Consider the following 25,996-nt stretch of genomic DNA (forward strand, 5'->3'; position numbering starts at 1 on the left):
GCCCCACCCCCAGGAGAGACCGATGACCCAGACCGCCCAGCCGCCGGTGGCCGCCGAGCCGCCGGAGGACATCGTCCCCGGGCAGGAGATCTACACCCCCGCGTTCCGCGCCGACCCCTACCCGGTCTACGCGCGGCTGCGCGCCGAGCGGCCGGTCGTCCGGGTGCGGACGCCGCGGTTCGACTCGTTCCTGGTGACCCGCTACGACGACGCGCGGCAGGCGCTGTCGGACCCGCGGCTGTCCAAGGACCTCTGGCGCGCCGGGGACACCTACCTCGCGGTGTTCGGGGAGAAGGCCCGGCAGATCAACACGAACATGCTCAACTCCGACCCGCCGGAGCACACCCGGCTGCGGCGGCTGGTGACGCAGGCGTTCACCCCGCGGCGGATCGAGGCCATGCGCCCCCGGATCGAGGAGATCGTCGAGGAGCTGCTGGACCGGATGGCGCCGCACGGGCGCACCGAGTTCGTCGACGAGTTCGCCCTGCGCCTGCCGCTGGCGGTCATCGGGGACCTGCTCGGCATCCCCGCGGAGGACCACGAGGAGATCCTCGCCGGCACCCAGGTCATCCGGACCGTCGGCACCGGCGGGCGCAGCCCCCAGGAGGACCGGGCGGCGATCGGGCAGGCCCAGGAGCGGCTGCACGCCTACTTCTCCGGCCTGGTGGCGAGCAAGCGCCGCGAGCCGGGGGAGGACCTGGTGAGCGCGCTGATCGCCGCGCGCGACGGGGACGGCCGGCTCTCGGAGGCCGAGCTCGTCTCCACCTGCTTCCTGCTGCTGTTCGCCGGCTACCAGACGACCTCGGACTTCCTCGGCAACGCCGTGGTGGCGCTGCTGACCCACCCGGAGGAGCTGCAGCGGCTGCTCGACGACCCCGGCCTGCTGCCCGACGCCGTGGAGGAGCTGCTGCGCTTCGACGGCTCGGTGCCGGTGTCGAGCTTCCGGTTCGCCACCGAGGACCTCGAGATCGGCGGCGTGACCGTCCCCGCCGGCTCGATCGTCACGATCGTGCTCAGCGCGGCCAACCACGACCCGGAGTTCGTCCCGGACGCCGACGCCCTCGACCTGTCCCGGGGGCCCACGCACCACATGTCCTTCGGGCACGGCATCCACAAGTGCCTGGGCACCGCCCTCGCCCGGCTCGAGGCGACGACGGCGCTGCGCCGGATCCTCGTGCGACTGCCCGACCTGCGCCTCGACGTCCCGGTCGAGGACCTGCAGTGGCTGCCGGCCGCGTCGGCCTTCCGCGGCCTGCTCGAGCTACCGCTGCGCTTCACCCCCACCCCCCGATGAGGAGAGAAGAGGCCCTGCCATGACCTTCCGCCCGTTCCGCAACGTGATCGTCTGCCACATGGTCCCCGGCAGCGAGGACAAGGTCGGTCCCGTCTTCGCCTACTACGACGAGACCACCCGCCCGCAGGACCTCGGCGTCATCGGCCGGTACCTGTGCTCGCTCGAGGACCTCTACATCCACGTGATCGAGCGCAAGGAGGACCCGGCGGTCTCCGGGCAGCGCCGCGGGCTGCCGGCGTTCCAGGCCATCGCCGAGCAGATCGCCCCGTACGTGACGCCGTACCCGAGCTACTGGGAGAACCCCTCGCACTCGGTGGCCAAGCCGTTCTACCAGTGGGTGCCCGAGGGCGACGTGCCCGAGGACCGCGAGCTGACGGTGATCGTGCAGCGCATGAAGCCCGGCTCCGAGGAGGACATCGCCCGCGTCTTCGCCGAGTCCGACGCCGGGGACCTGCCCGTCGAGACCGGGGTCACCGGCCGCTGGCTGTTCTCCATGGAGGACGTGTTCGTGCACCTGCTGGAGCAGGACAGGGAGAAGGCCGCGGCGGTCCGCGCCGAGCACGAGGGCAACCGGCCGGCGCCGGCCTTCGCCAAGGTCATGCAGGCGCTCAGCCCGTACCTCGGCCCGTACCGGCCGGAGACCTGGCAGAGCCCCAAGGACTCGGTGGCCCGCGTGTTCCACCGCTGGCAGGCCCCGGACTGGTCGCCCGAGGACGAGGCCGCCCAGGTCCCGGCCCCCGCCCCGGCCGCCGACGGCGCCCCGGCGCACGCGGGCAGCTCGTCGTGAGCCTCCGGGGGTTCGCCACGCTCATCTACTGGGCCGACGACGTGCCCGCGGCCGCGGACTGGTACACCGAGCTGCTGGGGGCGGGGCCGTACTTCACCCGGCCCGGCCCGGGCGGCCGCACGTCCTACGCCAAGTTCCGCGTCGGCGACCAGGCCGAGCTGGCGCTCGCCGACCGGGCGGTCGCCCCGGCGGGCACGGTCAGCGGGCCGGGCGGGGCCGTGATGCACTGGCGGGTCGACGACCTCGACGCCACCCTGGCGCGCCTGACGTCGATGGGCACGCGGGAGTACCAGCCGCTCACGCCGCACGGCCCGGTGGTCACCGCCTCGGTGATCGATCCCTTCGGCAACCTGATCGGGCTGCTGCAGCCCGAGGGGCACCCCCTCGCCGACTTCCGCCGCGGCGGGGCGGCGGGCCGGCCGGAGCCGGTCCCGGCCGGCACCTGAGGGCCGCGGTTGCCGGGACCCGCGGAGCCGCGGTGCCGTGGAGGAGCCGCCCACCCCGCCGTCACACCGGCGGGGCGGGCGGCTCCTCCGCGCCGGCGGCGGGGACGCGCTCGGCCGGGCGCGGCCGGGGCGGGGTCGCCGCCCACCGCAGCAGGGTGACCGCGAGCCAGCCGGCGCCCAGGCACCACGGCAACCGGGTGACGACCTCGTCGGCGGTGAGGTCGCCGCGCAGCCCGAGCAGCAGGACCGGGGCCGCCAGCACGAGGGCGGCGGCCAGCACCTCCCACCGCAGCGGGCTCATGCCGGCCCGGCCTCCAGCCGCTCGCAGAGGAGGGACGCCCAGCGGTGCGCCGTCGCGCGGGTGCCGTCGAGGAGGGCCACGGGCGCGCTGGTGCGGCCGAGCACCGCCGCCGGGTCGGCGGTCAGGTCGGTGTCCTGCACGACCAGCGCGTCCACGCGGGGCAGGCCGTCCAGCCACGGGCCGACGTCCTCGGGCTTGCGGGTGGCCTCGACGACCGCCCAGACCCCGGCCGGTGAGAAGACCGCCAGCATCTGCTCCAGCCAGGTGCTGCCCCCGCGCAGCGGCGCGTCGACCGCGACGACGGTGAGGGTCCCGGCCCGGTCGGCGTCGATCTTGCGCTCGAGCGCGGCGTCGATGCCGGTGATCCGGCTGCTGCGCGGGGCCAGCGCGGCGAGGTCCCCCCGCGAGGCCCACTGCAGCCGGTCCCCGTCGAGCCGCAGGGCGGCGGCCAGCGAGCGGGCCGCGGCGAGCGTCTCGACGCCGGGGCCCACGACCAGCAGCACCTCGCCGGGGCCGGCGGGCAGCTCGGGCGCCGGCGGCAGGCCGGCGGCGAGGGCCCGCACCAGTGCCGCGTAGGTGCCCGAGCGGGCGACCTCGGCGGCGAAGTCCGCGCCCAGCAGCCGCTCGGGGACGCCGAGGGCCAGCAGCCGGCCGACGACGGCGTCCTCCGGGCCGGCCGCCCGGGCGGCCCCGGGGGTCGCGACGGCCCGCACCGAGGGCACCACCACCGGGGCACCGGCCGGGCCGGCGGGGCGCCGCCCGGCCGCGCGCTGGTCGACCGGCAGCCGGGTCACGGTGGCCAGGCCGGTGCGCGCCTCGGTGCGGCGGGCCACCTGCTGGCCGGGGCGGCGGACCGCCGGCGGCACCGGGGGGCGCCGCGACAGCAGCGGCGGGACGGCGAGCTCGGCACCCGGCGTGGGCGGCGGCAGCAGCGACAGGGGCGGCAGGACCGTCGTCGCGTCCGCGGGCACCGGCAGGGGTGCGGGGTCGCTGGCGGTCGCGGCGAGCACCCCCACCGCGACGGCCGGCTCGGCCACGACCTCCGCCTCGAGCGCGAGCCCCGGGTCGACCTCCCACTCGTCGGACTCGGTCGCGGCGTCCACCCAGACGGCCGGCACGCCGTCCTCGCCGGCGGCGGGGTCGGCGGCCCGCAGCTCCTCCTGCGTGGCCGCGCCCGTGAGCACGCCGCGCAGCAGGTCGGTGAGGGCGGCGTCGGAGGTGTCGTGGGCCAGCGCGGCGCGCAGCACCTCCGCGACGATCTCCTCGCGGGCGGTGACCGGGCCGGTGACCTCGGACGCGGCGGCCCGGTCCGGCCCCACGGGTGCCGGCGGGGGCACCGTGCGGGGGGTGCGCACGACCGGCGGGGGGACCGGCGGCAGCCACCGGGCCGGCGGCGGGGCGGCGGGGCCGTCGGCGCCGGCGGCCCCGCCGGCCGGCTCGGGGAGTGCCGGCCCGGCGGTGACCTCGGCGGCGAGGGCCTGCTCGGCCACCGGCTCGGCCACCGGGTCGGTCGCCGGGGCGCCCGGGGTGCCCCACGGCGCGGCGGAGGCCGCCGTCCCGGCGCCGGCCGGCTGCTCGTCCGGGACGAGCTCGCCGAACGCGTCGGGCTCGTCGCACGCGTCGGGCTCGTCGCACGCGTCCCGCTCGGGTGCCCCCGGGACCGGCCGGTCGACCGGGCTCCCCGCGGGGGACGGCTCCTCCGCCGACCACTGGGGTGCGTCGTCCGCCGGGGCGCCGTGCGCGGTCGCGACCGCCTCCTCGACGGCGGCGCGGACCTCGCGGTCGGCGGCCACCATCTGCGCCAGGGCGGCGGTGAACGGCGACGGCGCCCCGGGGGTGTCCCCGCGCCGGGCGGCCGCGCGCGGGGACGCCGGCTCGGGGGCGGGGCGGGCCGCGGCCGGGGCGGCGGGGCGTGCCGGTGCCTCGGGGGTGGACGGCGCCGCGCTCCACGGGGAGCGCTCCCCGGCCGCCGGCGCCGCCGGTCGGCCGGCGCGCGGCCGGGCCGGGCGCGAGTACAGCGCGACGTCGGGCTCGGCCCCGCCCGGGGTGCCGCCCCCGAGCAGGTCGGCGACCTCGTCCACCGGGTCGGGCAGGACCGGTGCCCGCCGCAGCGCGGCCTCGATGCGCGCGGCCGACTCCGCGCGCGACGCCGGCCGGCGCGGCACGGCGGTGGCCGGGAGCTCCTCGACCTCGGCCACGTACCGCTCGGTGGTGAAGAAGCCCATCACCCCGCCGGTGCGCACCTTGCGCACGCCGACGATGCGCACCGAGGAGCCGTACCGCTCGCGCGCGGCGGCGACGGCGGCGTCGCGGGTCGCTGCCTCAACGGATGGCAAAGGCACCGTTCACCACTCCCAGGGACTCGATCTGCGCCGTCCGGGACACCTCCGCGTAGGAGATGACCGGCAGGCGGGGGACGACCTGGCGGACCAGGCGGGACAGGGCCGCCCGCACCTGGGGCGAGCAGACCAGCACGGGGGAGAGCCCGAGGCGGTCGGCGTCGGCCAGCAGCCCGGTGCACGAGGTGACCAGCGCGTCGACGGTGCCGGCGTCCAGGGCCAGGACCAGCCCCGCATCGCTGTTCCGGACCGACTCGAGCAGCCGCTGCTCGAAGGCCGGCTCCAGGGTCAGCACGTGCAGCCGCTCGTCGGCGGTGACGTACGGGTGGCTGATCGCCGACCCGAGCGCCGCGCGGGCCGCCTCGACCAGGCCGTCGACGTCGGTGGAGACCTTCGCCCGCACCGAGAGCGCCTCGAAGATGCGCACCAGGTCGCGGATGGAGACGTTCTCCTCCAGCAGCCCGTGCAGCACGCGCTGCACCTCGCCGAGGGTGAGCAGCGTCGGGGTGAGCTCCTCGACCACCACGGGGTGGCTGCGCTTGACCATCTCGACCAGCAGGCGGACGTCCTCGCGGCCGAGCAGCTGCGCGGCGTTCTGGCGGACCACCTCGGCCAGGTGGGTGGTGATGACCGAGGAGCGGTCGACGACGGTCGCGCCGGACATCTCCGCCTGCCGCTGCAGCTCCACCGGCACCCACTTGGCGGGCAGCCCGAACACCGGCTCCCGGGTGGCCTTGCCCGGCAGCGCGTCGAGCGAGTCACCGATGGCCAGCACGGTGCCCGCGGGCGAGGTGCCCTTGGCGGCGGGGACGCCGTTGAGCCAGATGACGTACTGGGACGCCGGCAGGTCCAGGTTGTCGCGGGTGCGCACCAGCGGGATCACCAGGCCGGTGTCCATCGCGACCTTCCGGCGCAGCGCCTTGACGCGGTCGAGCAGGTCGCCGCCCCGGGCGGCGTCGACCAGGTCCACCAGGTCGAAGGCCACCTCCAGCTCCAGCGGGTCGACCCGCATCCGCTCGGCGATCTCCTCCGGCGAGTCCGGCGTGGGCTCCAGCTCGGCCGCGGCCGCGGCCGCCTCGGCGTCCTCGTCGGCGGTGGGCGCCTCGGTGATGCGGGCCGCGAGGAGGAAGAAGAGCCCCCCGACGAGGAGGAACGGCAGCACCGGCAGGCCCGGGATGAGGCACAGCATCAGCGCCCCGCCGCCGGCGATCCGCAGCGGCTGCTTGAACCGGCCCAGCTGGGCGATCAGGTCGCTGCCCATGTCACCCTCGGTGGCCGACCGGGTCACGATGATGCCGGTCGCCGTCGACAGCAGCAGGGCCGGGATCATGGACACCAGGCCGTCGCCCACGGTGAGCAGCGAGTACGTCTGCACCGCGTCGGCGGGGGCCATGCCGCGCTGCATGATCCCGATCGCGAACCCGCCGATCAGGTTGACCAGCGTGATGATGATGCCGGCGATGGCGTCGCCCTTGACGAACTTCGAGGCGCCGTCCATCGACCCGTAGAAGTCGGCCTCGGCGGTCACCTCCTGGCGCCGCCGGCGCGCCTGGGTCTCGTTGATCAGCCCGGCGTTGAGGTCGGCGTCGATCGCCATCTGCTTGCCCGGCATGGCGTCGAGGGTGAAGCGGGCGCCGACCTCGGCGACGCGACCGGCGCCGTTGGTGATGACCACGAACTGCACGATGGTCAGGATCACGAAGATCACCAGACCGACGACCAGCGAGCCGCTGATCACGAAGTGGCCGAAGGCCTCGATGACCTTGCCGGCGAAGCCGTCGGTGAGCACCAGCCGGGTCGACGAGACGTTGAGGGCCAGCCGGAACAGGGTCGCGACGAGCAGCAGCGACGGGAAGACGGCGAAGTCCAGCGGCCGCTTGATCTGCATCGCGACCAGCAGGATCAGCAGCGACGCGGTGATGTTCAGGCCGAGCAGCAGGTCCATCACGGCGGCCGGCATCGGCACGACCAGCATGAGGACGATGGCCACCACGCCGACCGGGACGGCGGCCTTCGTCAGCTTCTGCACGGACGAACTCATCGGCAGTTCGGCTCAACCCGGGCACCGCGGCCGGTGCCGCCCGCCCCACCCGTCACGGGCGTCCCGCGCGCCCCGTCACCGGCGGGGCGCCCCCGCCCGCGGCAGGTCGTCGACGTCCGGCGCCTCGAACCCGGGCCGGTGCAGCCCCCCGCGCACGCCCCGCGCGGACAGCTGCATGACGAAGGCGAGCACCCGGGCGACCGCGGTGAACAGCTGCGGCGGCACCTCCTGGCCGAGGTCGCACGAGACGTGCAGCGCCCGGGCCAGGGGGACGTCCTGGACCATCGGCACCCGCGCCTCGGCCGCCCGCTCGCGCAGCTTCGCGGCGATCTCGTCCGCCCCCTTGGCGACCACCCGGGGGGCGCCCCGCTCCGGGTCGTACCGCAGCGCCACGGCGACGTGGGTGGGGTTGACCAGCAGGACGTCGGCCTGGGCCACCTCGGCCATCATCCGGTTGCGGGACATCGCCAGGGCGCGCGACCGGCGCTGCGCCTTCACGTGCGGGTCGCCCTCGGCCTGCTTGTGCTCCTGCTGTACCTCGTACCGGCTCATCCTGAGGCCCTTCATCATGCGCACGCGGACGACGACGTAGTCGGCCAGCGCGATGACCAGCCCGGTGACCGCGACGACGCGGAACATCAGCACGGCGCAGTCGGCGAAGGTGGCCGCCACCGTCGACAGCGGCAGCGCGCCGGCCGAGCTGACCAGGGCCTGGGCCCGGCTGCTGGTCAGCACCACGACGGTGCCCAGGGCCGCGGTCTTGATGATTGCCTTGGTCGCCTCCCACAGCCCCTGGGTGCCGAACATCCGCTTGAAGCCGGGGAAGGGGTTGAGCTTCTTCAGCGTGGGCTTCATCGGCTTGCCGCTGACGGTGACCCCGCCCTGCGCGGCCGCCGCGAGCGTCCCGACCAGCATCATGCCCAGCGCGAGGGGGAGCGCGACCGAGACGAAGGTGGCCAGCGCCTGGCCGAACAGCGCCGAGAGCCCGGCGACCTCGGGGTGCGCGGCCACGCCGCCGATCTGCACGAACAGCCGGCCGACCCCGTCGTAGGCGTCGCGGACCGTCATCGGCAGCAGCAGGCTGGCCGCCGCCACCCCCGCCCAGGTGCCGAGCTCCTGGGTCCGCGGGACCTGGCCGTCCCGCCGCGCCTCCTTGAGGCGCTTGGGGGTCGGCTTCTCGGTCTTCTCACCGCCCGGACCGTCCTTGGCCATCAGCCGCTCCGGAAGGACACCATCGCGCGCACCGCGTCCTCGACGAGGGCGTCGAGCGCGGCGGGCAGCAGCGGGAAGGTCAGGCCGAGCAGCGCGAGGGTCAGCATGATCTTCAGCGGGAAACCGAGGGCGAAGACGTTGAGCGCCGGCGCGGCCTTGCTGAGCAGGCCGAGGGCGATGTCGGCGAGCAGCAGGACGGCGACCATCGGGCCGGCGATCTGCAGGGCCGCCAGGAACATCATCGAGAAGGCGGTGACCAGCGCCTGGGCCAGCTGCTCGGTGGGGACCCCGCCGCCGACGGGCAGCCCCTCGTAGGAGGTGGCGAACCCGCGCACGATGAGCAGGTGCCCGCCGCTGGTGAACAGCAGGGTCAGCGCGAGCAGGTGGTGCAGCCGGCCGATCGACGAGCTGGTGGTCATGGCCAGCGGGTCGTAGGCCGGCTGCAGCGAGAAGCCGCCGGTCAGGTCGATGAGGTCGCCGGCGTACTGGACGGCGGCGAACAGCACGTGCACCACGAAGCCCAGCGCGGCGCCGATGGCGACCTCGGTGACCGCGCCGACCACGAGCACGCCGGCCGTCGGTTCCCCGACCGACGCCGCGACGCGGTCGAGCAGCGCGACCGCCAGGGCCAGCGCGAACGCGCCCTTGACCGGCGCCGGGATCACCCGGGAGTTGAAGGGCGGGGCCACGAGCAGGAACCCGGCCGCCCGGGCGGTGCCGAGCAGCAGGGCCAGCAGGGTGGACGCCGGGACCTCGAGGTCCATGGGCTCAGGTCCGGTCGAGCAGCCGGGGCAGCGCGTCGAAGAGCCCCTGGGTGAACGACACCATCTCGGACAGCACCCAGTTCCCGGTCACCAGCAGGGCGATCGACACCGCGATCACCTTCGGCACGAACGACAGCGTCGGCTCCTGGATCTGCGTCGCCGCCTGGAAGAGGGAGATGAGGAAGCCCACGAGCAGCGCGGTGACCAGGATCGGCGCGGAGACCTTGGCGGCCACCAGCATGGTGCGCAGCGCGATCTCGGTGACGTCGGCGTCGCTCACCCGTACGACCCCACCAGCGCGGTCGTGATCAGCGACCAGCCGTCGACCACCACGAAGAGCAGCAGCTTGAACGGCAGCGACACGATGGTCGGCGGGACCATCATCATGCCCATCGACATGAGCGCGGCGCTGACCAGCATGTCGAGCACCAGGAAGGGGATGAAGACGACCAGCCCGATGATGAAGGCGCTCTTGAGCTCGGAGAGCACGAACGCGGGCACCAGCGTGGTCATGCTGACCGCCTCCCGGTCGGCCGGGGCCTCCTCGCCGGAGAGCCCCACCATGAGCCGCAGCTCGTCGTCCCGGGTGTTGCCGAGCAGGAACGCCTTCAGGGGCACCACGCCGGCGTCGTACGCCTGGGTGACGGTGGCCCGGCCGTCGAGGTAGGGCTGGACCGCGACCTCGTTGACGTCGGCGAGCACCGGGCCCATCACGAACAGCGTGAGGAACAGGGCGATGCCGGTCAGCACCGAGTTCGGCGGCGACTGCATCATGCCCAGCGCGTTCCGCGTGAGCGACAGCACGACGATGATCTTGGTGAACGAGGTGCACAGCAGCAGCACCGCCGGCGCCACCGACAGCACGGTGATCGCGAGGATCAGCGTGATCGAGGTGCTGGCGCTGCCGCCGCCGACGGAGATGTCCACCCCGCCCTCGACCGCCGGTGCCACGGGTGCGGTCGGTTCGGTGGGGGCCGTCGGCGCGGTCGGGGCCGCCGAGGCCGGGCCGGCGAGCAGGAGCAGCAGCGCGCCGACCGCGGCCAGCAGCAGCAGGAGCACCCCCAGCCGCCGGGCGACGGGTGCGCCGCGCGCGGCGGCGGGGGAGGAGGTCATCAGCGGCGCACCGTCCGGTCGCGCAGCTGCTGGACGACCGCCGTCCAGCTGCCGCGGTCCAGCACGGACCCGGCCAGCACGCCGGGGCCGGCCGACGCCGGCCGGGCGAGCGCGGCCCGCCGCTCGGCCAGCTCCTCCTCGACCAGGTCGCCGTCCACCTCGGCCAGCAGGCTGACCTGCTCCTCGGTGGAGCCGACGACCAGCACCCGACCGGCGACGCGGACCACCGACAGCGAGCTCGTCCGGCCCATGCGCTGGCGGGCGACGACCTCGATGAGCCCGTTGCCCTGCCCGAGCCCGCGCTGGCGGGCCAGCCGGGCGGCGAACCAGAGCACCGCGCCGATGAGGGCCAGGGACAGGACGAGCCGGATCACCATCCAGGTCATGCCGGCGCCGTCCCGCGCTCGCCGGCGGCGTCGGTGACGATCTCGCTGATCCGCAGCCCGAAGTCCTCGTCGACGACGACCACCTCGCCGCGGGCGATGAGGGTGCCGTTGACCAGGAGGTCCGCGGGGGCGCTGGCGGCCCGGTCCAGCTCGACGACCTCGCCGGGGTGCAGGGAGAGCAGCTCCCCGACGGTCATCCGGGTGCGGCCGATCTCCACGGTGACCTCCATGGCGACGTGCCGCAGGAGGTCCAGGCTGCCGCGCGGGGCGCGCGGGGCCGGCAGGGTGACCTGCAGGGCGAGGGTCGCCTCGACCTGGTCACGGGCCAGCAGCGGGACGGCGACGAGCATGCCCTTGTCGCGGAGACCGTCCAGGGCCGCGACCGGGTCCTCGGTGCGCTCGGAGTCGATGCGCACCCGGCCCAGCGTGGCGGCGGCCGCCTCGAGGGCGGGGCGCAGCGCCGGGGCGAGCTCCATCGGCCCGACCGGGGAGTTGGCCAGCGCCTCGACCAGCTGCGGGGAAACGACGAGGACGACGTCCCCGGTCACCTCGCCCGACAGCCGGGCGGTCACCGCGGCGGAAGCACCGGCGGGCGAGGGGACGGCGTCCGGGTCGCGCACCGGGGCGCCGGGGGTCAGCGCGACCGAGGCGGGCACCAGGTCGGCCGCGGCGCGGGCGGCGGCGGCCACGACCGCGATGACGGTCTCGGAGGCCTGCGTGTGCTCCAGGCTGGCGGTCATGCGGTGTCCTTCTCGGCTGGGTGCTGGGCGCTGGACGGGGTCGGGACGATGGCGGCGGCGAGCCGGCGCCGGTGGTTGCTGGCGATGGCGTGGGCGAACGTCACGTCGTTGGTGGTGACCTCGAGCGGTGCGTCCTGCGGGTGCCGCAGGAGCAGCACGTCACCCACGTCGAGGGACAGCAGGTCCTCGGAGGAGACCTCGAGCGGGGTGAACCGGACGCCGACGTCCACCGGGACCATCCCGAGCCGCTCGGCCAGGGCCTGCTGGGCGCGCCGGCGGACGGCCTGGGCGGATTCCGACAGCTGGGGCGAGGCCGCGTTCGTCAGCGCGGTGGCGAAGGACGAGAACGGCAGCACGAGGGTGGCCTCGCTGGTGCGGCTGCCGACCGAGAGCGCCAGCGTCGTGACCACGACGGTGTCCGAGCCGCCCGCGGCCTGGGCGAGCTGCGGGTCGTACTCGATGTCCTCGAGCGCCGGCTGGAGCTCGGTGACGTGCGAGAACGCCGTCCCGAGGTCGTGCAGCAGCCGGTCGAGCATGTGCCGGGTGATGGCGGTCTCCATGACCGTCATCGGCCGCTCGGGCTGCTCGGCGCCACCGGACCCGCCGAGCATGTGGTCGACCATCGCCATCGCCGTGTCCAGCGAGTAGACCAGCAGCCCCTTGCCGCCCAGCGGCTCCATCGAGAAGGTGGCGAGGAAGCAGGTCTCGGGCAGCGTGGCCAGGTGGTCGTCGTAGGAGTGCTGCTCGATGCCGACGAGCTCCATGCGGGCGCCGGTGCGCAGGAGGGTCGTGAGCACGGTGGTGGCCTGGCGGGCGAACCCCTCCAGGGCGATCTGCAGGACGCGGACGTGCTCGCGGGAGAGCTTGGTCGGGCGGCGGAAGTCGTAGACGCGCGGCTCACCGCGGCGCCGGCGGCCCGGAGCGGTGGGGGAGGGGGTGCCGGGGCCGGTCGCGCTCGGAGGAGGTGCCGGGACCTGCGGCGACGGGTCCGGCCCGGCGGGGGCGGGTCCGGGATCGGGGCGGGTCACGCACCCCTCATCGGCACGGTCCCGGCACGGGCTGACCGGCGGCGCGGGGCGCCGCCGGTCAGCCGGGGTGGGTGGGGAGCGTGGGACCGCTGGGACTCCCGGGTGCGGACGTCGTCCGGCCCGCCTCGCTCGCCCGACGCGGGCGCCGGCGGGCCGAGGACCCGGCCGGCGTCACTGGGTCACGTACTCCGTGAGGTAGATGCCCATGACCATCGCGTGGCCGTCCTCGGTGTAGGCCTCCACGATGCGCTGCTCGAGGGCCTCCTTGAGCGCCTCGCGCGAGCCGATGACGTCGGCCGGCTGGGCCTGGGAGAAGGTGGCGATCACCAGGTCCAGCGCCTCGGACCCGTCCACGCTGCTGCCGCCGTGGCCCCCGCCGGCCGCGGCCTCGGTCAGCTGCAGCGCGATGCCGACCTTCAGGTAGCCGCCGCCGGCCAGGTTCACCGCCACCGGGTCGAGGGGGAGCACCTCGCCGGCCACCGGTTCCTCGGCCGCGGCCTCCCCGCTGCCGGCGAAGAGGAGGAAGTACCCGGCCCCGCCCAGCGCCAGGACGACGACCAGCGCGATGACCAGCAGCTTCTTCCTGCCACCCCCGCTCTCCTCGCCCTCCTCGGGCGCGGCCTTCTTGTCCTTGTCCTTGGTCTTCTCGGCCATGGGTCCCTCCTCAGGGGTTCTCGGCGGCGGGCTGCCCGGCGGCGAGGCCCGGGAGCAGGTCGTTGGCCTCCGCGGAGGCGGTGGAGAGCACGACGACGTCGACGCGCCGGTTGACGGTGATCGCGCCCGGGTCGGTCTCGGGCACGAGCGGGCGGGTGGACGAGTGGCCGACGGCCGACATGCGGTCCTCGGCCAGGCCGTCGCCGGCCAGGTACCGCACGACGGTCGAGGCCCGGGCGCCGGAGAGCTCCCAGTTCGACGGGTAGGGCCCGCCCGGCGTGACCGTCAGGTGGTTGGCGTGGCCCTCCACCGCGAGCTGGTTGGGCAGCGCGGCCAGGGTGGGGGCGACCGCGCTGAGGATCGCCCGCCCGTCGGCCTTGAGGTCGGCGCGCTCGGCGTCGAAGAGCACCGGGTCGGAGACGATGTGCACCACCAGGCCGCGCTCGTCGATCTCGTAGCGGGCGGTGCCCGCGTAGCCGGCCGCGGCCAGCGCGGCCTCGATGCGGTCCCGTGCGGCGACCAGGGCGGCGTACTCGTCGCGGGCCTCGGCGGCGACCTGGCGGGCCTCGGCGAGGGCCGCCTCGGCCGCGGCCGCGTCGACCTGCTCCTGGGTGGGCCGGGAGTCCGGGGCGATCCCGAGGGCGATGTCGGCCGGCGCCGGCAGCCCGTCGAGGACGGCGGGCTCCTCCCGGCTGCTGCTGCTCACCAGCGCGCTGACCGGGGCGCCGAAGGTCTCGGACAGGCCGCTGGCCAGGGCGGCGAACTTCTCCTTGTCCACCTGGCTCATCGCGTAGAGCACCACGAAGGTCACCAGCAGCAGCGTGACCATGTCGGCGTAGGACACCAGCCACCGCTCGTGGTTCTCGTGCTCCTCCTCCTCGTGCTTCCTGCCACGGCGACGGCCGCCCTGGCCGCCGGAGCTCATGCGGCCTCCTTGGCGACCTCACTGGGCGGGATGAGGGAGGTGAGCTTGAGGCGGACGGCGCGCGGGCTGGTGCCGGCCTGGATCTCGGTGATGCCCTCGACGAGCAGCTCCATCTGCGCGGCCTGCAGCTCGCTGACCCGCAGGATCTTGGCGCCCATCGGCAGGAACCAGAAGTTGGCGGCCATGACGCCCCACAGGGTGGCGATGAACGCGGCGGCGATCATGGGCCCCAGCGACTCCGGGTTGCTGAGGTTGGCCATCACGTTCATGAGCCCGACGATGCAGCCGACGATGCCGATGGTCGGGGCGTAGCCGCCCATCGCGGTCATGAACTTGGCGGCGACCTTGTCCTCGGCCTTCTTGGCCGAGATCTCGCTCTCCAGGACGGCGCGCAGCTCCTCGGGGTCGGTGCCGTCGATGCCCATCTGCAGCCCGCGCTTGAGGAACGGGTCCTCGATGGTCTTCACCTGCGCCTCGAGGGCCAGCAGGCCCTCCTTGCGGGCCTTCTCGGCGAGTCGCACCAGGATCTGGATCTGGTCGGTGGCCGGCGGCACCTTGGCCGGCATCAGGGCCATCTTGAACCAGGCGGGCATCTTCTTGAGGTCGTCCATCGTCTGGTGGGCCATCGCGGCTCCGAAGGTGGCGACCAGGACGAGGACGATCGCCGGGATGAAGATCAGCGAGGTCGGGTCGGCGCCCTCGAGGACCATGAAGGCCAGGAGGGCGACCATCGAGACGACGAAGCCGATGAGGGTGGCCGGGTCCACGGGTCAGCGCTCCTCGCGGGCCGGGAAGGGCACGACGGAGGCCCCGTCGGCGTCCGCCGGCGGCACCGGGGAGCGGTAGGTCCCGCGGTCCATCTCGTAGGCGGTGGCGAGGATGGAGGCCCGGTACTCGCGGATCTCGAGGAGGACCTCCTCGACGGTCTCGCGGACGACGTACTTGGTGCCGTCGACGAGGAAGACCACGGTGTCGGGGTGACCCTCCACCCGCTCGACGAGGTCGGGGTTGAGCGCGAACCGCTCTCCGTTCAGGCGCGTCACACGGATCACGAGGGGTCCTCTGGCTTGCGGGGGGAGGGGTCCGGCGGTGCGCGGTCGGCGCGCCACCTCTGCTGCAGTTCTCATCGGCCCCGCGGCGGTGCCGCTTGAGCCGAACGCCGTCCCTCACCCCGGCGGGTGAGGGGTTCGGGCACGCGCTGGACGGCGGCGGCCCGGCCACCACCGGGTGACCGGGCCGCCGCCGTGAGCTGCCGGGGCGGCCCCCTGCAGGGTCCGGCCCCGTCCGGAGGCTCGCCCCGAGCTCGCGAGGGGTGAGAGGGACGGGGTCCTTCTACGAGTGGCGGGGAGGAGGGAGGTCCTCCTAGCGCTTGAGGTTGACCAGGTCCTGGAGGATCTCGTCGGAGCTGGTGATCACCCGGCTGTTGGCCTGGAAGCCGCGCTGGGCCACGATCAGGCCGGTGAACTCCTCGGCCAGGTCGACGTTGCTCATCTCCAGCGCGCCGGCGTTGAGGGTGCCCCGGCCGCCGGCGCCGGCCTGGCCGATGTCGGGCAGGCCGGAGTTGTTGGCGGCGCGGAACATGCTGCTGCCGGCCTTCTCGAGGCCGCTGGGGTTGTCGAAGGCGGCGAGGGCCAGCTGGCCGAGGACCTTGCGCTCGCCGTTGGAGAACATGCCGGTGACGGTGCCGTCGCTGCCGAGGCTGAAGGACTCGAGCGACCCGGCGCTGTAGCCGTCCTGGCTGTCGGCGCTGACGTTGGTCGGGCTGCCGTACTGCGTGATGGTGGAGAGGTCCACGCTGACCGCGCCGGTCAGCCCGGGGATGCCCGCCAGCGTGACCGGGCTGGCGGAGGACAGGGCGCCGGTGACCGCGTCGAAGGTCACCGACGACGAGTGCACGGTGGCCCCGCGGGCGGTCACCGTCAGGCCCCAGGTGTTGTCCGCGGTCTTGCTGTAGGCGTAGGTCACCGGGACCTCGCGGCCGAGGTCGTCGAACATCGTGATGGCGGTCTCGACCGCGGTCCCGACCGGTGCCGAGGCCGACAGGTTGCCCTCCACCGTGCCGTTGCCGGTGCGCCGCGGCGCGGTGCCCTGGCCGTAGGGGATGGCGAGGTCGCCGATCGGGCCGTTGGGGTTGACCACGCCGTTCGCGTCGGCGGACCAGCCCTGCAGGACGGCGCCGCTGGCGGTCACCAGGTTGCCGGCCGAGTCGAAGCTGAACGAGCCGGCGCGGGTGAACAGCTGCTGGGTGCCGGCCTGGACGACGAAGAAGCCGTCGCCCTCGACCATGAAGTCGGTGGAGCGCCCGGTCGTCTGGGTGGCGCCCTGCGTCCAGTTGGTGGAGATGCCACCGAGCTTGACGCCGAGCCCGACCTGGGCCGGGTTCGTGCCGCCGCGCGCCTCGGTCGGGGCGCCACCGGCCCGCATCATCTGCGAGAGCGTGTCCTCGAAGACCGTCGACTGCGACTTGTAGCCGACCGTGTTGACGTTGGCGATGTTGTTGCCGGTGACGTCCATCTTCGTCTGGTGGGCGCGCAGACCGGAGATGGCCGAGAACATGGAACGGAGCATGGGAGGACTCCTCGCTAAGTAGTCAGGGGGTTCAAGAGGTGATCTCGGTTATCCGGCTGAGCTCGACGGTCCTCCCGTCGACCACGGCCGTGGCCTCCGCGGCGGTGCTGCCGAGGCGGACGGAGCTGACCGTGCCGGTCACGGCGGCGCCGGTGCTGTCGGTCCAGGTGACCGTGCGGCCGACCATCGCGCCGGCGCTGGTGGTGCGCTGCAGCGCCAGCAGTGCGGCGTTCTGCGTCGCCAGCTGCTCGAGCTTCTCGACCTGGCTGAAGACCGCGGTCTGGCTCATCATCTGGCTGCTGTCGGCCGGCTTGGTGGGGTCCTGGTAGCGCAGCTGGGCGACCAGGAGCTTGAGGAAGGTGTCCTTGCCCATCTGGTCGGGCCGGTCCACCTCGGTGGTCGCCGGGGTGTAGGCGTGGCCGGCGCTGCTCACGGGGCTGGTCATCGCGGGCTCCTCTCAGGCCAGGACGTCGAGGCGGGTCGCGGCGGGGCCGGCGGCCCCGCGGGGCAGGGGCTGGGGACGGGGACCGGCGGACCACGGCGGCTCTCCCGCGTCGGGGCGGTGCCGGCCACCGCCCTGGTGACCGGGCGCCTGCTGGTCGGGCGCCTGCTGGCCGGGCGCATGCTGGCCGGCGGCGCCCCAGCCGCCGCCGGCGTCGCGGTCGACGCTGGCGCCCGAACAGGTCAGGCCGGCGGTCTGCAGGTCGCGGCGGAGCTCGGGGAGGGCGTCCTGGAGGGCCTGGCGCCCGGCCTCGGTCGCGCTGCGCATCGCCAGGTCGACCACGCCGTCGGTCAGGGTCACGCGGACCTCGACGGGGCCCAGGTGCTCGGGCGTGAGGACGACGGTCATCGTGTGGGTGCCGTCGGGCCCGTGCCGCAGCACGGCGACGTGCGTGGCCACCTGGCCGGCCACCGGGGCGGAGGGGCCGGGGTTCGCCGGGCCGCCCACGGGGGCGGTCGCGGGCGCGGCCCCGGCCGTCACCGCCCCGGCGACCGGCACCGGGGCCGGGGCCGATCCGTCGGGTGCCGCGGCGGTGCCGGCGGCCGTGGCCTGCGGGGCGCTGCCGTCGACGACCGCCAGCTCGACCCCGGGGGGCAGGGCACCGCCGGTGGCGGGCACCGGCCCGGCGCCCGCGGCGGCCGGAGCGCCGGCCGGCGCCGCACCGGGCGCCGGGGGGACGGCGGTGGCACCGGGCGCGGTCCCGGGCGGCGGTGCCGCACCGGTCGCGGGCGGGCCGCCCGGCGCACCGCCGGCCGGGTCGGTGGCGGGCGGGACCGGCACGGCGGGGCCCGCGGGCCCGGCGCCGGCGGCGGGGTCGCCGGCGGGCCGGTCCCCGGCCGCGTGACCGGGCAGGGCAGCACCGGTGACCAGCGCCCACAGCGCCGGCGGCACGCCGTGCGGCGGGCCGGCCGGCGCGGTCCCCGGAGGGACGTCGGTCGCGACGCCCGCGGCTGCGCCGGGACCGGGCGGGGCGTCCCCGGGCGTGGCGTCCCCGGGCGTGGCGTCCCCGGGCGTGGCGTCCCCGGGCGTGGCGTCCCCGGGCGTGGCGTCCCCGGGCGTGGCACCACCGGTCGCGGTGTCCCGGGTCGCGTCCCCGGTGGCCGTGCGCCGGGCGGGCGGGCGGTCGGCGCCGTCGGGACGCTCGGGCCGGTCCGCGCGGTCGGGCCGCTCCGGTCGGTCGGGTCGGTCGGGCCGGTCGGGGCGGTCGGGCCGCTCGGGCCGCCGTCCCCGGCCGGCGACGGCGTCGTCGAGAGCCGCGGCGAAGTCGTCGCGCCCCGACGCTCCGGAGGAGCGGGGTGCGGCCGCGGAGCCCCCCGCCCGGGGGGCGGGGACGACGGTCAGGGGGGCGCTCATCGGTAGCTGGCCGCCTTGCTGGTCACGGCGCGGACGTAGGCCTGCGTCTCGGGGTACGGGGGGATGCCTCCGTGCCGGCTGACCGTGCCCGGTCCGGCGTTGTAGGCGGCCAGGGCGAGCTCGGTGGAGCCGAACCGGTCGGTGAGCTGGGCGAGGTAGCGGGCCGCGCCGTCCACCGAGGACGCCGGGTCGGCGGGGTCCACGCCCATCGAGCGGGCGGTGGCGGGCATGAACTGCATGAGGCCGCGGGCCCCGGCGGGGGAGACCGCGGTCGGGTCGAACCCGGACTCCTGCGCGGCGACCGCGGCCAGCAGGGCGGGGTCGACGCCGTGCCGGGCGCCGGCGCGGGTGAACAGGTCGGCGTAGGGGACGCCGGCCAGCGCGCCGGACCCGCCTGACGCCGCGGCGGTCGGCGCCTCCACCGGCAGCACCCGGCGGATCACCGTGGGGTTGCCGACCGACTGGACCTTGACCGCCTCGCCCGCCTGCGGCGCGGCGATCATCTTCCCGTCGCCGAGGTAGATGCCGACGTGGTCGACCCCCGGCCGGGACCTCGAGTTGTCGAAGAAGACCAGGTCACCGGGGCGGGCCCGGTCCAGCGAGGCGACCGCGGTCCCGGCGGTGGCCTGCTGGGAGGAGGTGCGGGGCAGCGAGATGCCCAGGTTGCCGTAGACCAGCTGGGTGAAGCCCGAGCAGTCCAGGCCGGTGGCCGGGTCGGTGCCGCCCCACCGGTAGGGGACGCCGAGGTACCGGCGTGCCTCGGTCACCACGGCGGCTTCCGAGGCCGCGCCGGCGGCCGCGGCGGTCGAGGGGGCCGGGGCGGCGGCGCCGAGCCCGGCGGTGGCCGCGGCCGAGGCCCAGGCCGCCGAGGTGGTCGGGCGCAGCGCGGTGAACCGGCTCTGGATCTCGCTGATGCGGGTCTGCACCGCGGTCACCCCGTCCACGGCACCTCCCCGGCGGTCGCGGGGCGGCCGGCGCGGCCGGTGACGAGGTCGTCCACGGCTCTCTCCTCGGCAGCCTGCTCGGCCACCCGAACCGCCTGCACGTGCCGTTCCCGCAGCCGTTCCAGCCCCTTGGTGCGCTGGGCGGCCGCCGTCCAGGCCGCGGCCACCAGCTCGGCCTGCTCGGCCGAGGCGGTCGCCAGGGCGCGGGCGGCCGCGGCGTCCTCCGTGGCCAGCCGGGCGCGCAGCAGGGCGGCCTGGAACGCACCGGCCGGCAGGGGACCGGTGGGTAGCGCCCCGGCGGCCGCCGCCTCGGCCGCCGCGGCCCGCCGGCCGGCCTCGGCGGCGGTGCGGGCGGCCTCGGCCGCGGCGAGGGCGGCCGTCCGCTCCTCGCGGCGGCGCAGCTCGAGCACCGGCTGGAGGCGGAAGGCGGGGCGGCGGGTCACGTCGACCGGACGACCCGGCCGAGCCACGCCCACGCCTCGTCGGGCGTGGTGAGGTCGCCGGTCGGCTGCTGCAGGAACGCCTCGACGGCCGGGGCGAGCTGGCGGGCGCGGTCGACGAGGGGGTCGCTGCCGGCCTGGTAGGCGCCGATCTCGACCAGCTCGCGCACGTCCCGCAGGGCGCCCATCAGCCGGCGCAGCTCGCGGGCGTCGGCCATCTGCGCCGGCGGCACCACGGCCGAGGCCACCCGGGAGATCGACTCCAGGACGTCGATCGCCGGGAAGTGCCCCGCGGTGGCCAGCCGGCGGGTGAGGACGACGTGGCCGTCGAGGATCGAGCGCGCGGTGTCGGCGATCGGCTCGTTGTGGTCGTCGCCGTCCACCAGCACGGTGTAGAGGCCGGTGATCGACCCGGTGGCGGCGGTGCCGGCCTTCTCCAGCAGCCGGGGCAGCATCGCGAAGACGCTCGGCGGGTAGCCGCGGGTGGCCGGCGGCTCCCCGGCCGAGAGCCCCACCTCCCGCTGCGCCATGGCGGTGCGGGTGATCGAGTCCATCATCAGCAGCACGTCGCGGCCCTGGTCGCGGAAGCCCTCGGCGATGCGGGTGGCCACGAAGGCGGCCCGCAGCCGCACCAGCGGCGGCTCGTCGGAGGTGGCCACGACGACGACGGTGCGCGCCATGCCCTCGGGGCCGAGGTTCTCCTCGAGGAACTCGCGGACCTCGCGGCCCCGCTCGCCGATCAGGCCGATCACCCGCACGTCGGCGTCCGTCCCGCGGGTGATCTGGGCCAGCAGCGTCGACTTGCCCACCCCGGAGCCGGCGAAGATGCCCAGCCGCTGCCCCTTGCCGCAGGGGACCAGCGTGTCCAGGGCGCGCACGCCGGTGGTCAGCGGCTCCTGCACCCGGCTGCGCGAGAGCACGTGCGGTGTCTCGCTGGCCAGGTCGACGAACTCCACCCCCGGGCCGAGCGGGGTGCCGCCGTCCACGGGGCGGCCGAGGCCGTCGAGCACCCGGCCGAGCAGCGCGTCGCCGACCGGCACCTGCAGCGGTCGGCCGGTCGCCCGGACCCGCGCGCCGGAGTGCACGCCGGAGAGCTCGCCGAGGGGCATGCAGGTCAGCCGCTCGCGGGAGACGGCGACGACCTCGGCGAGCAGCCCCTGGGGGCCGGGGTCGACCTCGACGAGGTCGCCCACGGCCGCGGGGATGCCCTCGACGGTGAGCGTCAGGCCCATGGCGCCGACGACGGCGCCGGTGAGCTCCGGCCGGGCGGCGGCCCGGGCGCGGTCGAGCAGCCCGACGCTCACGGGGCCAGCACCGCCCGCACCCGCTGCAGCGCCGCGGACAGCTGGGCGTCGACCCGCGAGGGCCCCGACTGGGCCACCGCACCGGCCCGCTCGACCGCCGGGTCGCCGAGGACGACGACCGTGCTCGGCAGCCCCGCCAGCGCCTCGGCCGGCACCTCGGCCAGGTCGTCGGGGTGCAGCCGGACGACCGCCGGCGCGTCGGCGGGCAGGAGAGTCAGCGCCCGCCGCACCGCGTCGAGCCCCGGGGAGCCGGCGAGGGCGAGCTCCCGGCCGAGCAGGTCCTCCAGCAGGGTCAGCACCACCTCGATCACCGAGTCGCGGACGTCCTCGGCGACCGGCAGCGCGGCCTGCTCCAGCTGGGTGACCGCCGCCCCGAGCGCCGCGGTGGCCGAGACCAGGCGGCGCTCCCAGCGGGCCTGCACCTCCGCGAGCCGCTCGGCGGCCGCGCGCTCGGTCTCGGCCACCAACTCGGCGGCGGCGGTCAGGCCCTCCGCGTGCCCGGCGGCCCAGCCCTCGCGCTGCGCGTGCCCGCGCAGCCGGGCCAGCTCCTCGGCGTAGACGTCGCCCAGGCGGAGGGACGGGCGGTTGACCGGCACCGGCTGGTCGGCCGCCCGGCGCACGTGCTGGCGCCGGTCCTCCGCCCGCCGCTCCCCGCGGCCCGGCGGCGCGCTCACCGGCGCGGTGGCCGGCGGCGCCGTCCTCACCGACGCGGCCGCCGGCGGTGCGGCCCCCGGCGGTGCGGTCGCGGGCGGCGCGGTGGCCTCCGCCGGCGCCCCCCGGGGCGGCGGGACGGCGCGGACCCACGGGGTGGCCCGCCGGGCCGACTCGCCCCGCAGCAGCGCGGAGTCCCGCTTCGGCCCCGCGTCGGGTGCGGAGGTCACGTCGGGCGACGAGGTCACGTCAGGCGACGAAGTCATCGTCGCCGCCCCGCGAGATCGTCAGCACACCCTGCTCCTCGAGCGTCCGGATGACGCCGACCACCTTGGCCTGGGCCTCCTCGACGGTCCGGGTGCGCACCGGGCCGAGCAGCTCGATCTCCTCGGCGAGGTTCTCCGCGGCGCGCTCGGAGAGGTTCCGCACCACCTTGTCCCGCACGTCCGGGCGGACGCCCTTGAGCGCCGTGGCCAGGTCGTTGGCCTCCACCTCGCGCAGCACGAGCTGCAGCGAACGGTCGTCGATGGTGACGATGTCCTCGAAGACGAACATCTGCGCGCGCACCTGCTCGGCCAGCTCGGGGTCGGAGGTGTCCAGCCACTCGAGGATCGACCGCTCGGTGGGCCGCGGCGAGCGGTTGATGATCTCCACCAGCGTCTCGACGCCGCCGACGGTGCTCATGTCCTGGTGGGCCAGCAGCGAGCCCATCCGCCGGCCCAGCTCCTCCTCGACCAGCCGGACCATCTCCGGCGTGGTGCGGTCCATCGTGGCGATGCGGTGGGCGACGAGCGCCTGCTGCTCCGGGCTGAAGCCGGAGAGCACCTCGGCCGACTGCGCGGGCGTCAGGTGGGCCAGCACCAGCGCGATGACCTGCGGGTGCTCGTCCTTGAGGAAGGTGACCAGCTGCCGCACGTCGGCGTTGCGCAGCGAGGCGAACGGCACCTCGGTGAAGACGACGTTGAGCCGGGAGAGGATGCCGTCGGCCTTGTCCTCCCCGAGGCCGGCCGCGAGGATCTCGCGCGCGAACTCGACGCCGCCGCGGCCGACGAACCGCTGCGCGGTCATCAGGTGGTGGAACTCCTCCAGGACGCCGTCGACGTCCTCCGGCTCCACCGAGCCCAGCTTCATCAGCTCGCGGGTGATCAGCTCCACCTCGCGGGGCCGCAGCTTGGCCAGCAGCGCGCCGGCCTCCTCGCGGGAGAGCTGCGCGATGAAGACCGCGGCCTTGCGGAGGCCCGGCATCTCCGGGCGCCGCACCGCGGGCAGCACCGCGGTCGGCGCCGGGGCGGGCGCCGCCGGCAGCCCCACCATCTGCTCGACGCTGGCGATGGTCATGACCGTCCCCCGTCCCTTCCCACGCCCGTCACTTCGCCTCGGTCAGCCAGCCGCGCAGCATCGCCGCGACCTCGTCGGGCTTCTCGCTCACCATCTCGGCGATCTCGCCGCGGACCCGCGCCCGCTCGGCGGCCTCCAGCTCGGCGGCGGCGTTGTCGACCGCCACCTCCCGGGTGCTCTCGATGCGGATCCGGTCGAGCTCGGCCATGACGTCGTCCGGGAGGTCGAGCTCCTCGTACTCGTCGTCCTCGTCCTCGCCGCGACGACGCGAGCGCAGCCAGACCACCAGCACCAGCAGCGCGATGCCGAGCGCGATCCCGCCGGTCTTGACCATCGACCACAGCTGGGCCTGCTTCTCGGCCTCCTGCGCGGCCTCGAGCTCCGCGGCGGCCTGGTCGGCGGCCGTGGTGTCGAAGGCCATGCTGGCCACGGTGATGGCGTCGCCGCGGGCCGGGTCCAGCCCGACGGCGTTGCCGATCAGGTCCTGCACCTGGTTCTGGTTGAGGTTGCCGGCGACGGTGGCGTCCATGACCACCGACACGGTGAGCCGGTCGATCGTGCCGGGCGCGCCCGTGACCGTCTCGACGGTCTGCCCGACGGAGTTGTTCGTGGTCGACGACTCCTTGTTGTACGTGGAGGTCCCCGCCCCGCCCGCGGCGTCCGCGGTGTTCTCCGGGCCCAGCACCCCACCGACCGTCGTCCCGTCGCCGGCGTACTCCTCGGTCGTGGTGCTCTCCGAGATCGGCGGGGTGGTCCCGTCGTACTGGTAGGTGGTGGAGGTGCTCTCCCGCTGGGAGAGGTCGAGGTCGGCGCGCACCGAGACCTGGGCGCGGCCGGGGCCGAGCACCCGGTCGAGGATGGCCTGCGCGTTGCCGGCGAGCCGGCCCTCGTACTCCTGCTCCAGCTGCGAGCGGGCGTCGCCGGCCGCGGCGGTGACCCCCTGCCCCGGCGCGGACAGCACCCGGCCGGTGGAGTCGGCGACGGTGACCTGGTCGGGCTCCATGTCCTGGACGCTGGAGGAGACGAGGTTGGTGACCGCCTGGACCTGCTCGCCGCTCAGCGTGGTGCCCGCGGCCAGGTCGAGCAGGACCGAGGCGGTGGGCTCGCCCTGGTCGCTGACGAACACCTCGTCCTCGGGCAGGGCCACGTGCACCACGGCGGAGCGGACGCCGTCCAGCGACTCGAGGGTCATGGCCAGCTCGCCCTCGATGGCGCGCTGGTACTGCACCTGCTGCTGGAACTCGCTGCTGGTGATGCCCTGCTCGTCGAGCAGTGCGTACCCCGTCTCCGAACCGGCCGGCAGCCCCTTGCCGCTCATCGACAGGCGCAGGTCGTACACCTGGTCGTTGGGCACCATGATCGTCGACCCGCCGTCGGCGAGCTCGTAGCCGACGCCCGAGGCGTTCAGCTCGTCGACGATGGCCGAGGCGTCCGTCGAGGCCAGGTTGGAGAACAGCGGCGCGTAGGTCGGGGTGGTGATCCACCGGTAGAAGACCAGCCCGCCCAGCACCAGGCCGGCGGCGAGCAGGCCGATGACGACCTTCTGGCCGAGGCTGATCGCGGTCAGCGCCGAGCGCACGCGAGCGAGCTGGCCGGCGAGGGCGGGTGGCATCAGACCGGCATCCTCATGATCTCGTTGAACGCCTCGACGGCCCGGTTCTTGACGTTCACGACCATCTCGGTGGCGAGCTTGGCCTCGTTGGCCGCGATCATGTAGTCGTGCACGTCACGCAGGTCGCCGGTGGCCGCCTGCACCGCGAGGGCGTCGCTGGCGGACTGGGTGGCCTGCAGCTGGTCGAGCGCGGTGGTCAGCGCGGCGGCGAAGCCGGCCCCGGAGGCCCCGGTGGCCGCGCCGGGCGCGGCCGTGCCGGCCACCGGGGGAGCGGGGGCCAGGGCCGCCAGCGCGCCGGAGATCCCGTCGACGGGCGAGGTCATGATCAGCCCTTCCCGAGCCGCAGCGCGGCCTGGTAGGCGTCGGTCGCCCGCTCGATCGAGGCGATGCTGGCCTGGTAGCCGCGCTGGGCCATCATCAGGCCGGTCATCTGGTCGGCCAGGTCGATGTCCGGGTACCGCACGTAGCCCTCCGCGTCGGCCAGGGGGTGCTCCGGCTGGTACACCATCCGCCCCTCGCCGTCGCCGAACTCGGTGCGGGCGACGCGGACGCCGCCCTCGCCGGAGCCGTAGTCGACGGCCTGGGCGACGACGAAGCGCTCGCGGAACGCCTCCTCGCCGGCCGGGTTGACGGTGTTGATGTTGGCGATGTTGTCCGACACGGCGTCGAGCCACTTGCGGTGCGCGCGCAGGCCCGAGCCGGCGATGCCGAGGTTGTCGAACACGGTCACCTCGCCTGCAGCGCGGTGCGCAGCACGCTGTACTTGCCGTCGAGGGCGCCCAGGGCCAACTGGTAGCGCAGCCCGGTCTCGGTGGCGAGCACGGTCTCGCCGTCCAGGTTCACGTTGTTGCCGTTGGTGTTGGTCGGCTCCAGCGAGCGGCGCACGGTGCCGCCGGAGATCGTCGGCGTCCGGCCGTCGGCGAGGGCGCCGCGCAGGCTGGACTCGAAGTCGACCCGGCCGGCCAGGAAGCCGGGGGTGTTGACGTTGGCGATGTTGTCCGCGGTGGTGCGCTGCCGCTGGGCCAGGCCGGTGAGGGCGGCGTGCAGCGTGGTCGAGGTGACGTCCCCGATCATCGGGTGGTTCCGCGGGCAGGACGGCAGGACACGATCGGCCTCCGGGTACGCAGGAGACACTCGCGAGCGAGTGAGGGGCCGCCGATCCGTGGCGAGAGGTGCGCTGTCCGTGCCCTCTCCCCATCGGCACGCGGGGCGCCCGGCCTGACGGCGACCACCCACACGAGTGCCCGGTGGGGG

General features: G+C 75.5%; 29 protein-coding genes. 3 read left to right on the plus strand and 26 right to left on the minus strand.

The window, feature by feature from the left end; all coding sequences use genetic code 11:
• Positions 1-22 precede the first annotated feature (22 nt).
• The 3 genes from D0Z06_RS03005 to D0Z06_RS03015 are packed head-to-tail and all read left to right on the plus strand — an operon-like array spanning position 23 to position 2,527.
• Entirely contained in the window at positions 23-1,294 is a 1,272-nt protein-coding gene (locus D0Z06_RS03005) for a cytochrome P450 family protein (RefSeq protein ID WP_117375890.1), read from the plus strand.
• A gap of 19 nt (positions 1,295-1,313) precedes the next feature.
• Positions 1,314-2,081 (plus strand): TcmI family type II polyketide cyclase, encoded by a 768-nt coding sequence (locus tag D0Z06_RS03010; RefSeq protein WP_117375891.1) that lies wholly within the window; start codon positions 1,314-1,316, stop codon positions 2,079-2,081.
• On the plus strand, positions 2,078-2,527 hold the full coding sequence (locus D0Z06_RS03015) for a VOC family protein (RefSeq protein WP_117375892.1): 450 nt from the start codon (positions 2,078-2,080) through the stop codon (positions 2,525-2,527). The genes D0Z06_RS03010 and D0Z06_RS03015 overlap by 4 nt, the downstream gene beginning before the upstream one ends.
• 61 nt (positions 2,528-2,588) lie before the next feature.
• Here the strand turns inward: D0Z06_RS03015 and D0Z06_RS03020 are convergent, their stop codons facing one another.
• From D0Z06_RS03020 to flgB, 26 genes are all read right to left on the minus strand, one after another.
• A complete protein-coding gene (locus D0Z06_RS03020) occupies positions 2,589-2,828 on the minus strand; it encodes a hypothetical protein (protein ID WP_117375893.1) in 240 nt (79 codons plus the stop codon).
• Positions 2,825-5,164, minus strand: a complete 2,340-nt coding sequence (locus D0Z06_RS03025) for a hypothetical protein (RefSeq protein WP_147331970.1) — start codon at positions 5,162-5,164, stop codon at positions 2,825-2,827. Before D0Z06_RS03025 ends, D0Z06_RS03020 begins: the two co-directional genes overlap by 4 nt.
• Positions 5,151-7,196 (minus strand): flagellar biosynthesis protein FlhA, encoded by a 2,046-nt coding sequence (flhA, locus tag D0Z06_RS03030; protein WP_199522097.1) that lies wholly within the window; start codon positions 7,194-7,196, stop codon positions 5,151-5,153. The genes D0Z06_RS03025 and flhA overlap by 14 nt, the downstream gene beginning before the upstream one ends.
• Positions 7,197-7,283: 87 nt before the next feature.
• Positions 7,284-8,420: an EscU/YscU/HrcU family type III secretion system export apparatus switch protein gene (locus D0Z06_RS03035; protein ID WP_117375896.1), complete on the minus strand. Its 1,137-nt coding sequence runs from the start codon at positions 8,418-8,420 to the stop codon at positions 7,284-7,286.
• On the minus strand, positions 8,420-9,184 hold the full coding sequence (gene fliR / locus D0Z06_RS03040) for a flagellar biosynthetic protein FliR (RefSeq protein WP_117375897.1): 765 nt from the start codon (positions 9,182-9,184) through the stop codon (positions 8,420-8,422). The genes D0Z06_RS03035 and fliR overlap by 1 nt, the downstream gene beginning before the upstream one ends.
• A gap of 4 nt (positions 9,185-9,188) precedes the next feature.
• Positions 9,189-9,464 carry a flagellar biosynthesis protein FliQ gene (fliQ, locus tag D0Z06_RS03045; RefSeq protein ID WP_117375898.1) on the minus strand — a complete coding sequence of 92 codons (276 nt, stop codon included), beginning with the start codon at positions 9,462-9,464 and terminating at the stop codon, positions 9,189-9,191.
• A complete protein-coding gene (gene fliP / locus D0Z06_RS03050; RefSeq protein WP_117375899.1) occupies positions 9,461-10,297 on the minus strand; it encodes a flagellar type III secretion system pore protein FliP in 837 nt (278 codons plus the stop codon). The genes fliQ and fliP overlap by 4 nt, the downstream gene beginning before the upstream one ends.
• Complete coding sequence (locus D0Z06_RS03055; protein WP_117375900.1) at positions 10,297-10,683, minus strand: FliO/MopB family protein; 387 nt, start codon at positions 10,681-10,683, stop codon at positions 10,297-10,299. Before D0Z06_RS03055 ends, fliP begins: the two co-directional genes overlap by 1 nt.
• Complete coding sequence (fliN, locus tag D0Z06_RS03060; protein WP_117375901.1) at positions 10,680-11,423, minus strand: flagellar motor switch protein FliN; 744 nt, start codon at positions 11,421-11,423, stop codon at positions 10,680-10,682. The genes D0Z06_RS03055 and fliN overlap by 4 nt, the downstream gene beginning before the upstream one ends.
• Positions 11,420-12,451: a flagellar motor switch protein FliM gene (locus D0Z06_RS03065; RefSeq protein WP_117375902.1), complete on the minus strand. Its 1,032-nt coding sequence runs from the start codon at positions 12,449-12,451 to the stop codon at positions 11,420-11,422. The genes fliN and D0Z06_RS03065 overlap by 4 nt, the downstream gene beginning before the upstream one ends.
• A 171-nt stretch (positions 12,452-12,622) precedes the next feature.
• Positions 12,623-13,105: a flagellar basal body-associated FliL family protein gene (locus D0Z06_RS03070; protein ID WP_117375903.1), complete on the minus strand. Its 483-nt coding sequence runs from the start codon at positions 13,103-13,105 to the stop codon at positions 12,623-12,625.
• Positions 13,106-13,115: 10 nt separating this feature from the next.
• Entirely contained in the window at positions 13,116-14,030 is a 915-nt protein-coding gene (locus D0Z06_RS03075) for a flagellar motor protein MotB (protein ID WP_117375904.1), read from the minus strand.
• Complete coding sequence (locus D0Z06_RS03080; protein ID WP_117375905.1) at positions 14,027-14,797, minus strand: motility protein A; 771 nt, start codon at positions 14,795-14,797, stop codon at positions 14,027-14,029. The genes D0Z06_RS03075 and D0Z06_RS03080 overlap by 4 nt, the downstream gene beginning before the upstream one ends.
• A 3-nt stretch (positions 14,798-14,800) precedes the next feature.
• Entirely contained in the window at positions 14,801-15,082 is a 282-nt protein-coding gene (locus tag D0Z06_RS03085) for a flagellar FlbD family protein (RefSeq protein ID WP_117375906.1), read from the minus strand.
• Between the two features lie 310 nt (positions 15,083-15,392).
• The gene (locus D0Z06_RS03090; RefSeq protein WP_117375907.1) at positions 15,393-16,598 is read right to left on the minus strand and encodes a flagellar hook protein FlgE; all 1,206 of its coding nucleotides are present in this window, start codon (positions 16,596-16,598) and stop codon (positions 15,393-15,395) included.
• Between the two features lie 31 nt (positions 16,599-16,629).
• On the minus strand, positions 16,630-17,043 hold the full coding sequence (locus tag D0Z06_RS03095) for a flagellar hook assembly protein FlgD (RefSeq protein ID WP_117375908.1): 414 nt from the start codon (positions 17,041-17,043) through the stop codon (positions 16,630-16,632).
• Between the two features lie 12 nt (positions 17,044-17,055).
• Positions 17,056-18,453: a flagellar hook-length control protein FliK gene (locus D0Z06_RS26680; protein WP_158579862.1), complete on the minus strand. Its 1,398-nt coding sequence runs from the start codon at positions 18,451-18,453 to the stop codon at positions 17,056-17,058.
• A complete protein-coding gene (locus D0Z06_RS03110) occupies positions 18,450-19,397 on the minus strand; it encodes a transglycosylase SLT domain-containing protein (protein ID WP_117375911.1) in 948 nt (315 codons plus the stop codon). The genes D0Z06_RS26680 and D0Z06_RS03110 overlap by 4 nt, the downstream gene beginning before the upstream one ends.
• Positions 19,385-19,840 (minus strand): flagellar export protein FliJ, encoded by a 456-nt coding sequence (locus D0Z06_RS03115; protein ID WP_117376100.1) that lies wholly within the window; start codon positions 19,838-19,840, stop codon positions 19,385-19,387. Before D0Z06_RS03115 ends, D0Z06_RS03110 begins: the two co-directional genes overlap by 13 nt.
• Positions 19,837-21,141, minus strand: coding sequence for a FliI/YscN family ATPase (locus tag D0Z06_RS03120; protein ID WP_117375912.1), 1,305 nt, complete (start codon positions 21,139-21,141; stop codon positions 19,837-19,839). Before D0Z06_RS03120 ends, D0Z06_RS03115 begins: the two co-directional genes overlap by 4 nt.
• Positions 21,138-22,022 (minus strand): FliH/SctL family protein, encoded by an 885-nt coding sequence (locus D0Z06_RS03125; RefSeq protein WP_233517413.1) that lies wholly within the window; start codon positions 22,020-22,022, stop codon positions 21,138-21,140. The genes D0Z06_RS03120 and D0Z06_RS03125 overlap by 4 nt, the downstream gene beginning before the upstream one ends.
• A gap of 19 nt (positions 22,023-22,041) precedes the next feature.
• The gene (gene fliG, locus D0Z06_RS03130) at positions 22,042-23,130 is read right to left on the minus strand and encodes a flagellar motor switch protein FliG (RefSeq protein WP_117375913.1); all 1,089 of its coding nucleotides are present in this window, start codon (positions 23,128-23,130) and stop codon (positions 22,042-22,044) included.
• 28 nt (positions 23,131-23,158) lie between these two features.
• Complete coding sequence (gene fliF / locus D0Z06_RS03135; protein ID WP_117375914.1) at positions 23,159-24,742, minus strand: flagellar basal-body MS-ring/collar protein FliF; 1,584 nt, start codon at positions 24,740-24,742, stop codon at positions 23,159-23,161.
• Entirely contained in the window at positions 24,742-25,065 is a 324-nt protein-coding gene (gene fliE, locus D0Z06_RS03140) for a flagellar hook-basal body complex protein FliE (protein WP_117375915.1), read from the minus strand. The genes fliF and fliE overlap by 1 nt, the downstream gene beginning before the upstream one ends.
• A 2-nt stretch (positions 25,066-25,067) precedes the next feature.
• On the minus strand, positions 25,068-25,472 hold the full coding sequence (locus D0Z06_RS03145; protein ID WP_117375916.1) for a flagellar basal body rod protein FlgC: 405 nt from the start codon (positions 25,470-25,472) through the stop codon (positions 25,068-25,070).
• Positions 25,469-25,816 carry a flagellar basal body rod protein FlgB gene (gene flgB, locus D0Z06_RS03150; RefSeq protein ID WP_117375917.1) on the minus strand — a complete coding sequence of 116 codons (348 nt, stop codon included), beginning with the start codon at positions 25,814-25,816 and terminating at the stop codon, positions 25,469-25,471. The genes D0Z06_RS03145 and flgB overlap by 4 nt, the downstream gene beginning before the upstream one ends.
• Positions 25,817-25,996: the final 180 nt, after the last annotated feature.

This window comes from Geodermatophilus marinus, assembly GCF_003428645.1.
In the GTDB taxonomy this organism is placed as follows: Bacteria; Actinomycetota; Actinomycetes; order Mycobacteriales; family Geodermatophilaceae; genus Geodermatophilus.

What these genes read in the sequence shown, in the direction of transcription:
- D0Z06_RS03010 (WP_117375891.1), top strand. Translation starts at nt 1,314, where the DNA reads ATGACCTTCCGCCCGTTCCGCAACGTGATCGTCTGCCACATGGTCCCC.
- fliP (WP_117375899.1), bottom strand. Translation starts at nt 10,297, where the DNA reads ATGACCTCCTCCCCCGCCGCCGCGCGCGGCGCACCCGTCGCCCGGCGG.
- fliE (WP_117375915.1), bottom strand. Translation starts at nt 25,065, where the DNA reads ATGACCTCGCCCGTCGACGGGATCTCCGGCGCGCTGGCGGCCCTGGCC.
- fliG (WP_117375913.1), bottom strand. Translation starts at nt 23,130, where the DNA reads ATGACCATCGCCAGCGTCGAGCAGATGGTGGGGCTGCCGGCGGCGCCC.
- flgB (WP_117375917.1), bottom strand. Translation starts at nt 25,816, where the DNA reads ATGATCGGGGACGTCACCTCGACCACGCTGCACGCCGCCCTCACCGGC.
- D0Z06_RS03090 (WP_117375907.1), bottom strand. Translation starts at nt 16,598, where the DNA reads ATGCTCCGTTCCATGTTCTCGGCCATCTCCGGTCTGCGCGCCCACCAG.
- D0Z06_RS03095 (WP_117375908.1), bottom strand. Translation starts at nt 17,043, where the DNA reads ATGACCAGCCCCGTGAGCAGCGCCGGCCACGCCTACACCCCGGCGACC.
- fliR (WP_117375897.1), bottom strand. Translation starts at nt 9,184, where the DNA reads ATGGACCTCGAGGTCCCGGCGTCCACCCTGCTGGCCCTGCTGCTCGGC.
- D0Z06_RS03020 (WP_117375893.1), bottom strand. Translation starts at nt 2,828, where the DNA reads ATGAGCCCGCTGCGGTGGGAGGTGCTGGCCGCCGCCCTCGTGCTGGCG.
- fliF (WP_117375914.1), bottom strand. Translation starts at nt 24,742, where the DNA reads ATGCCACCCGCCCTCGCCGGCCAGCTCGCTCGCGTGCGCTCGGCGCTG.
- D0Z06_RS03005 (WP_117375890.1), top strand. Translation starts at nt 23, where the DNA reads ATGACCCAGACCGCCCAGCCGCCGGTGGCCGCCGAGCCGCCGGAGGAC.
- D0Z06_RS26680 (WP_158579862.1), bottom strand. Translation starts at nt 18,453, where the DNA reads ATGAGCGCCCCCCTGACCGTCGTCCCCGCCCCCCGGGCGGGGGGCTCC.
- D0Z06_RS03035 (WP_117375896.1), bottom strand. Translation starts at nt 8,420, where the DNA reads ATGGCCAAGGACGGTCCGGGCGGTGAGAAGACCGAGAAGCCGACCCCC.
- D0Z06_RS03075 (WP_117375904.1), bottom strand. Translation starts at nt 14,030, where the DNA reads ATGAGCTCCGGCGGCCAGGGCGGCCGTCGCCGTGGCAGGAAGCACGAG.
- fliN (WP_117375901.1), bottom strand. Translation starts at nt 11,423, where the DNA reads ATGACCGCCAGCCTGGAGCACACGCAGGCCTCCGAGACCGTCATCGCG.
- D0Z06_RS03055 (WP_117375900.1), bottom strand. Translation starts at nt 10,683, where the DNA reads ATGACCTGGATGGTGATCCGGCTCGTCCTGTCCCTGGCCCTCATCGGC.
- D0Z06_RS03070 (WP_117375903.1), bottom strand. Translation starts at nt 13,105, where the DNA reads ATGGCCGAGAAGACCAAGGACAAGGACAAGAAGGCCGCGCCCGAGGAG.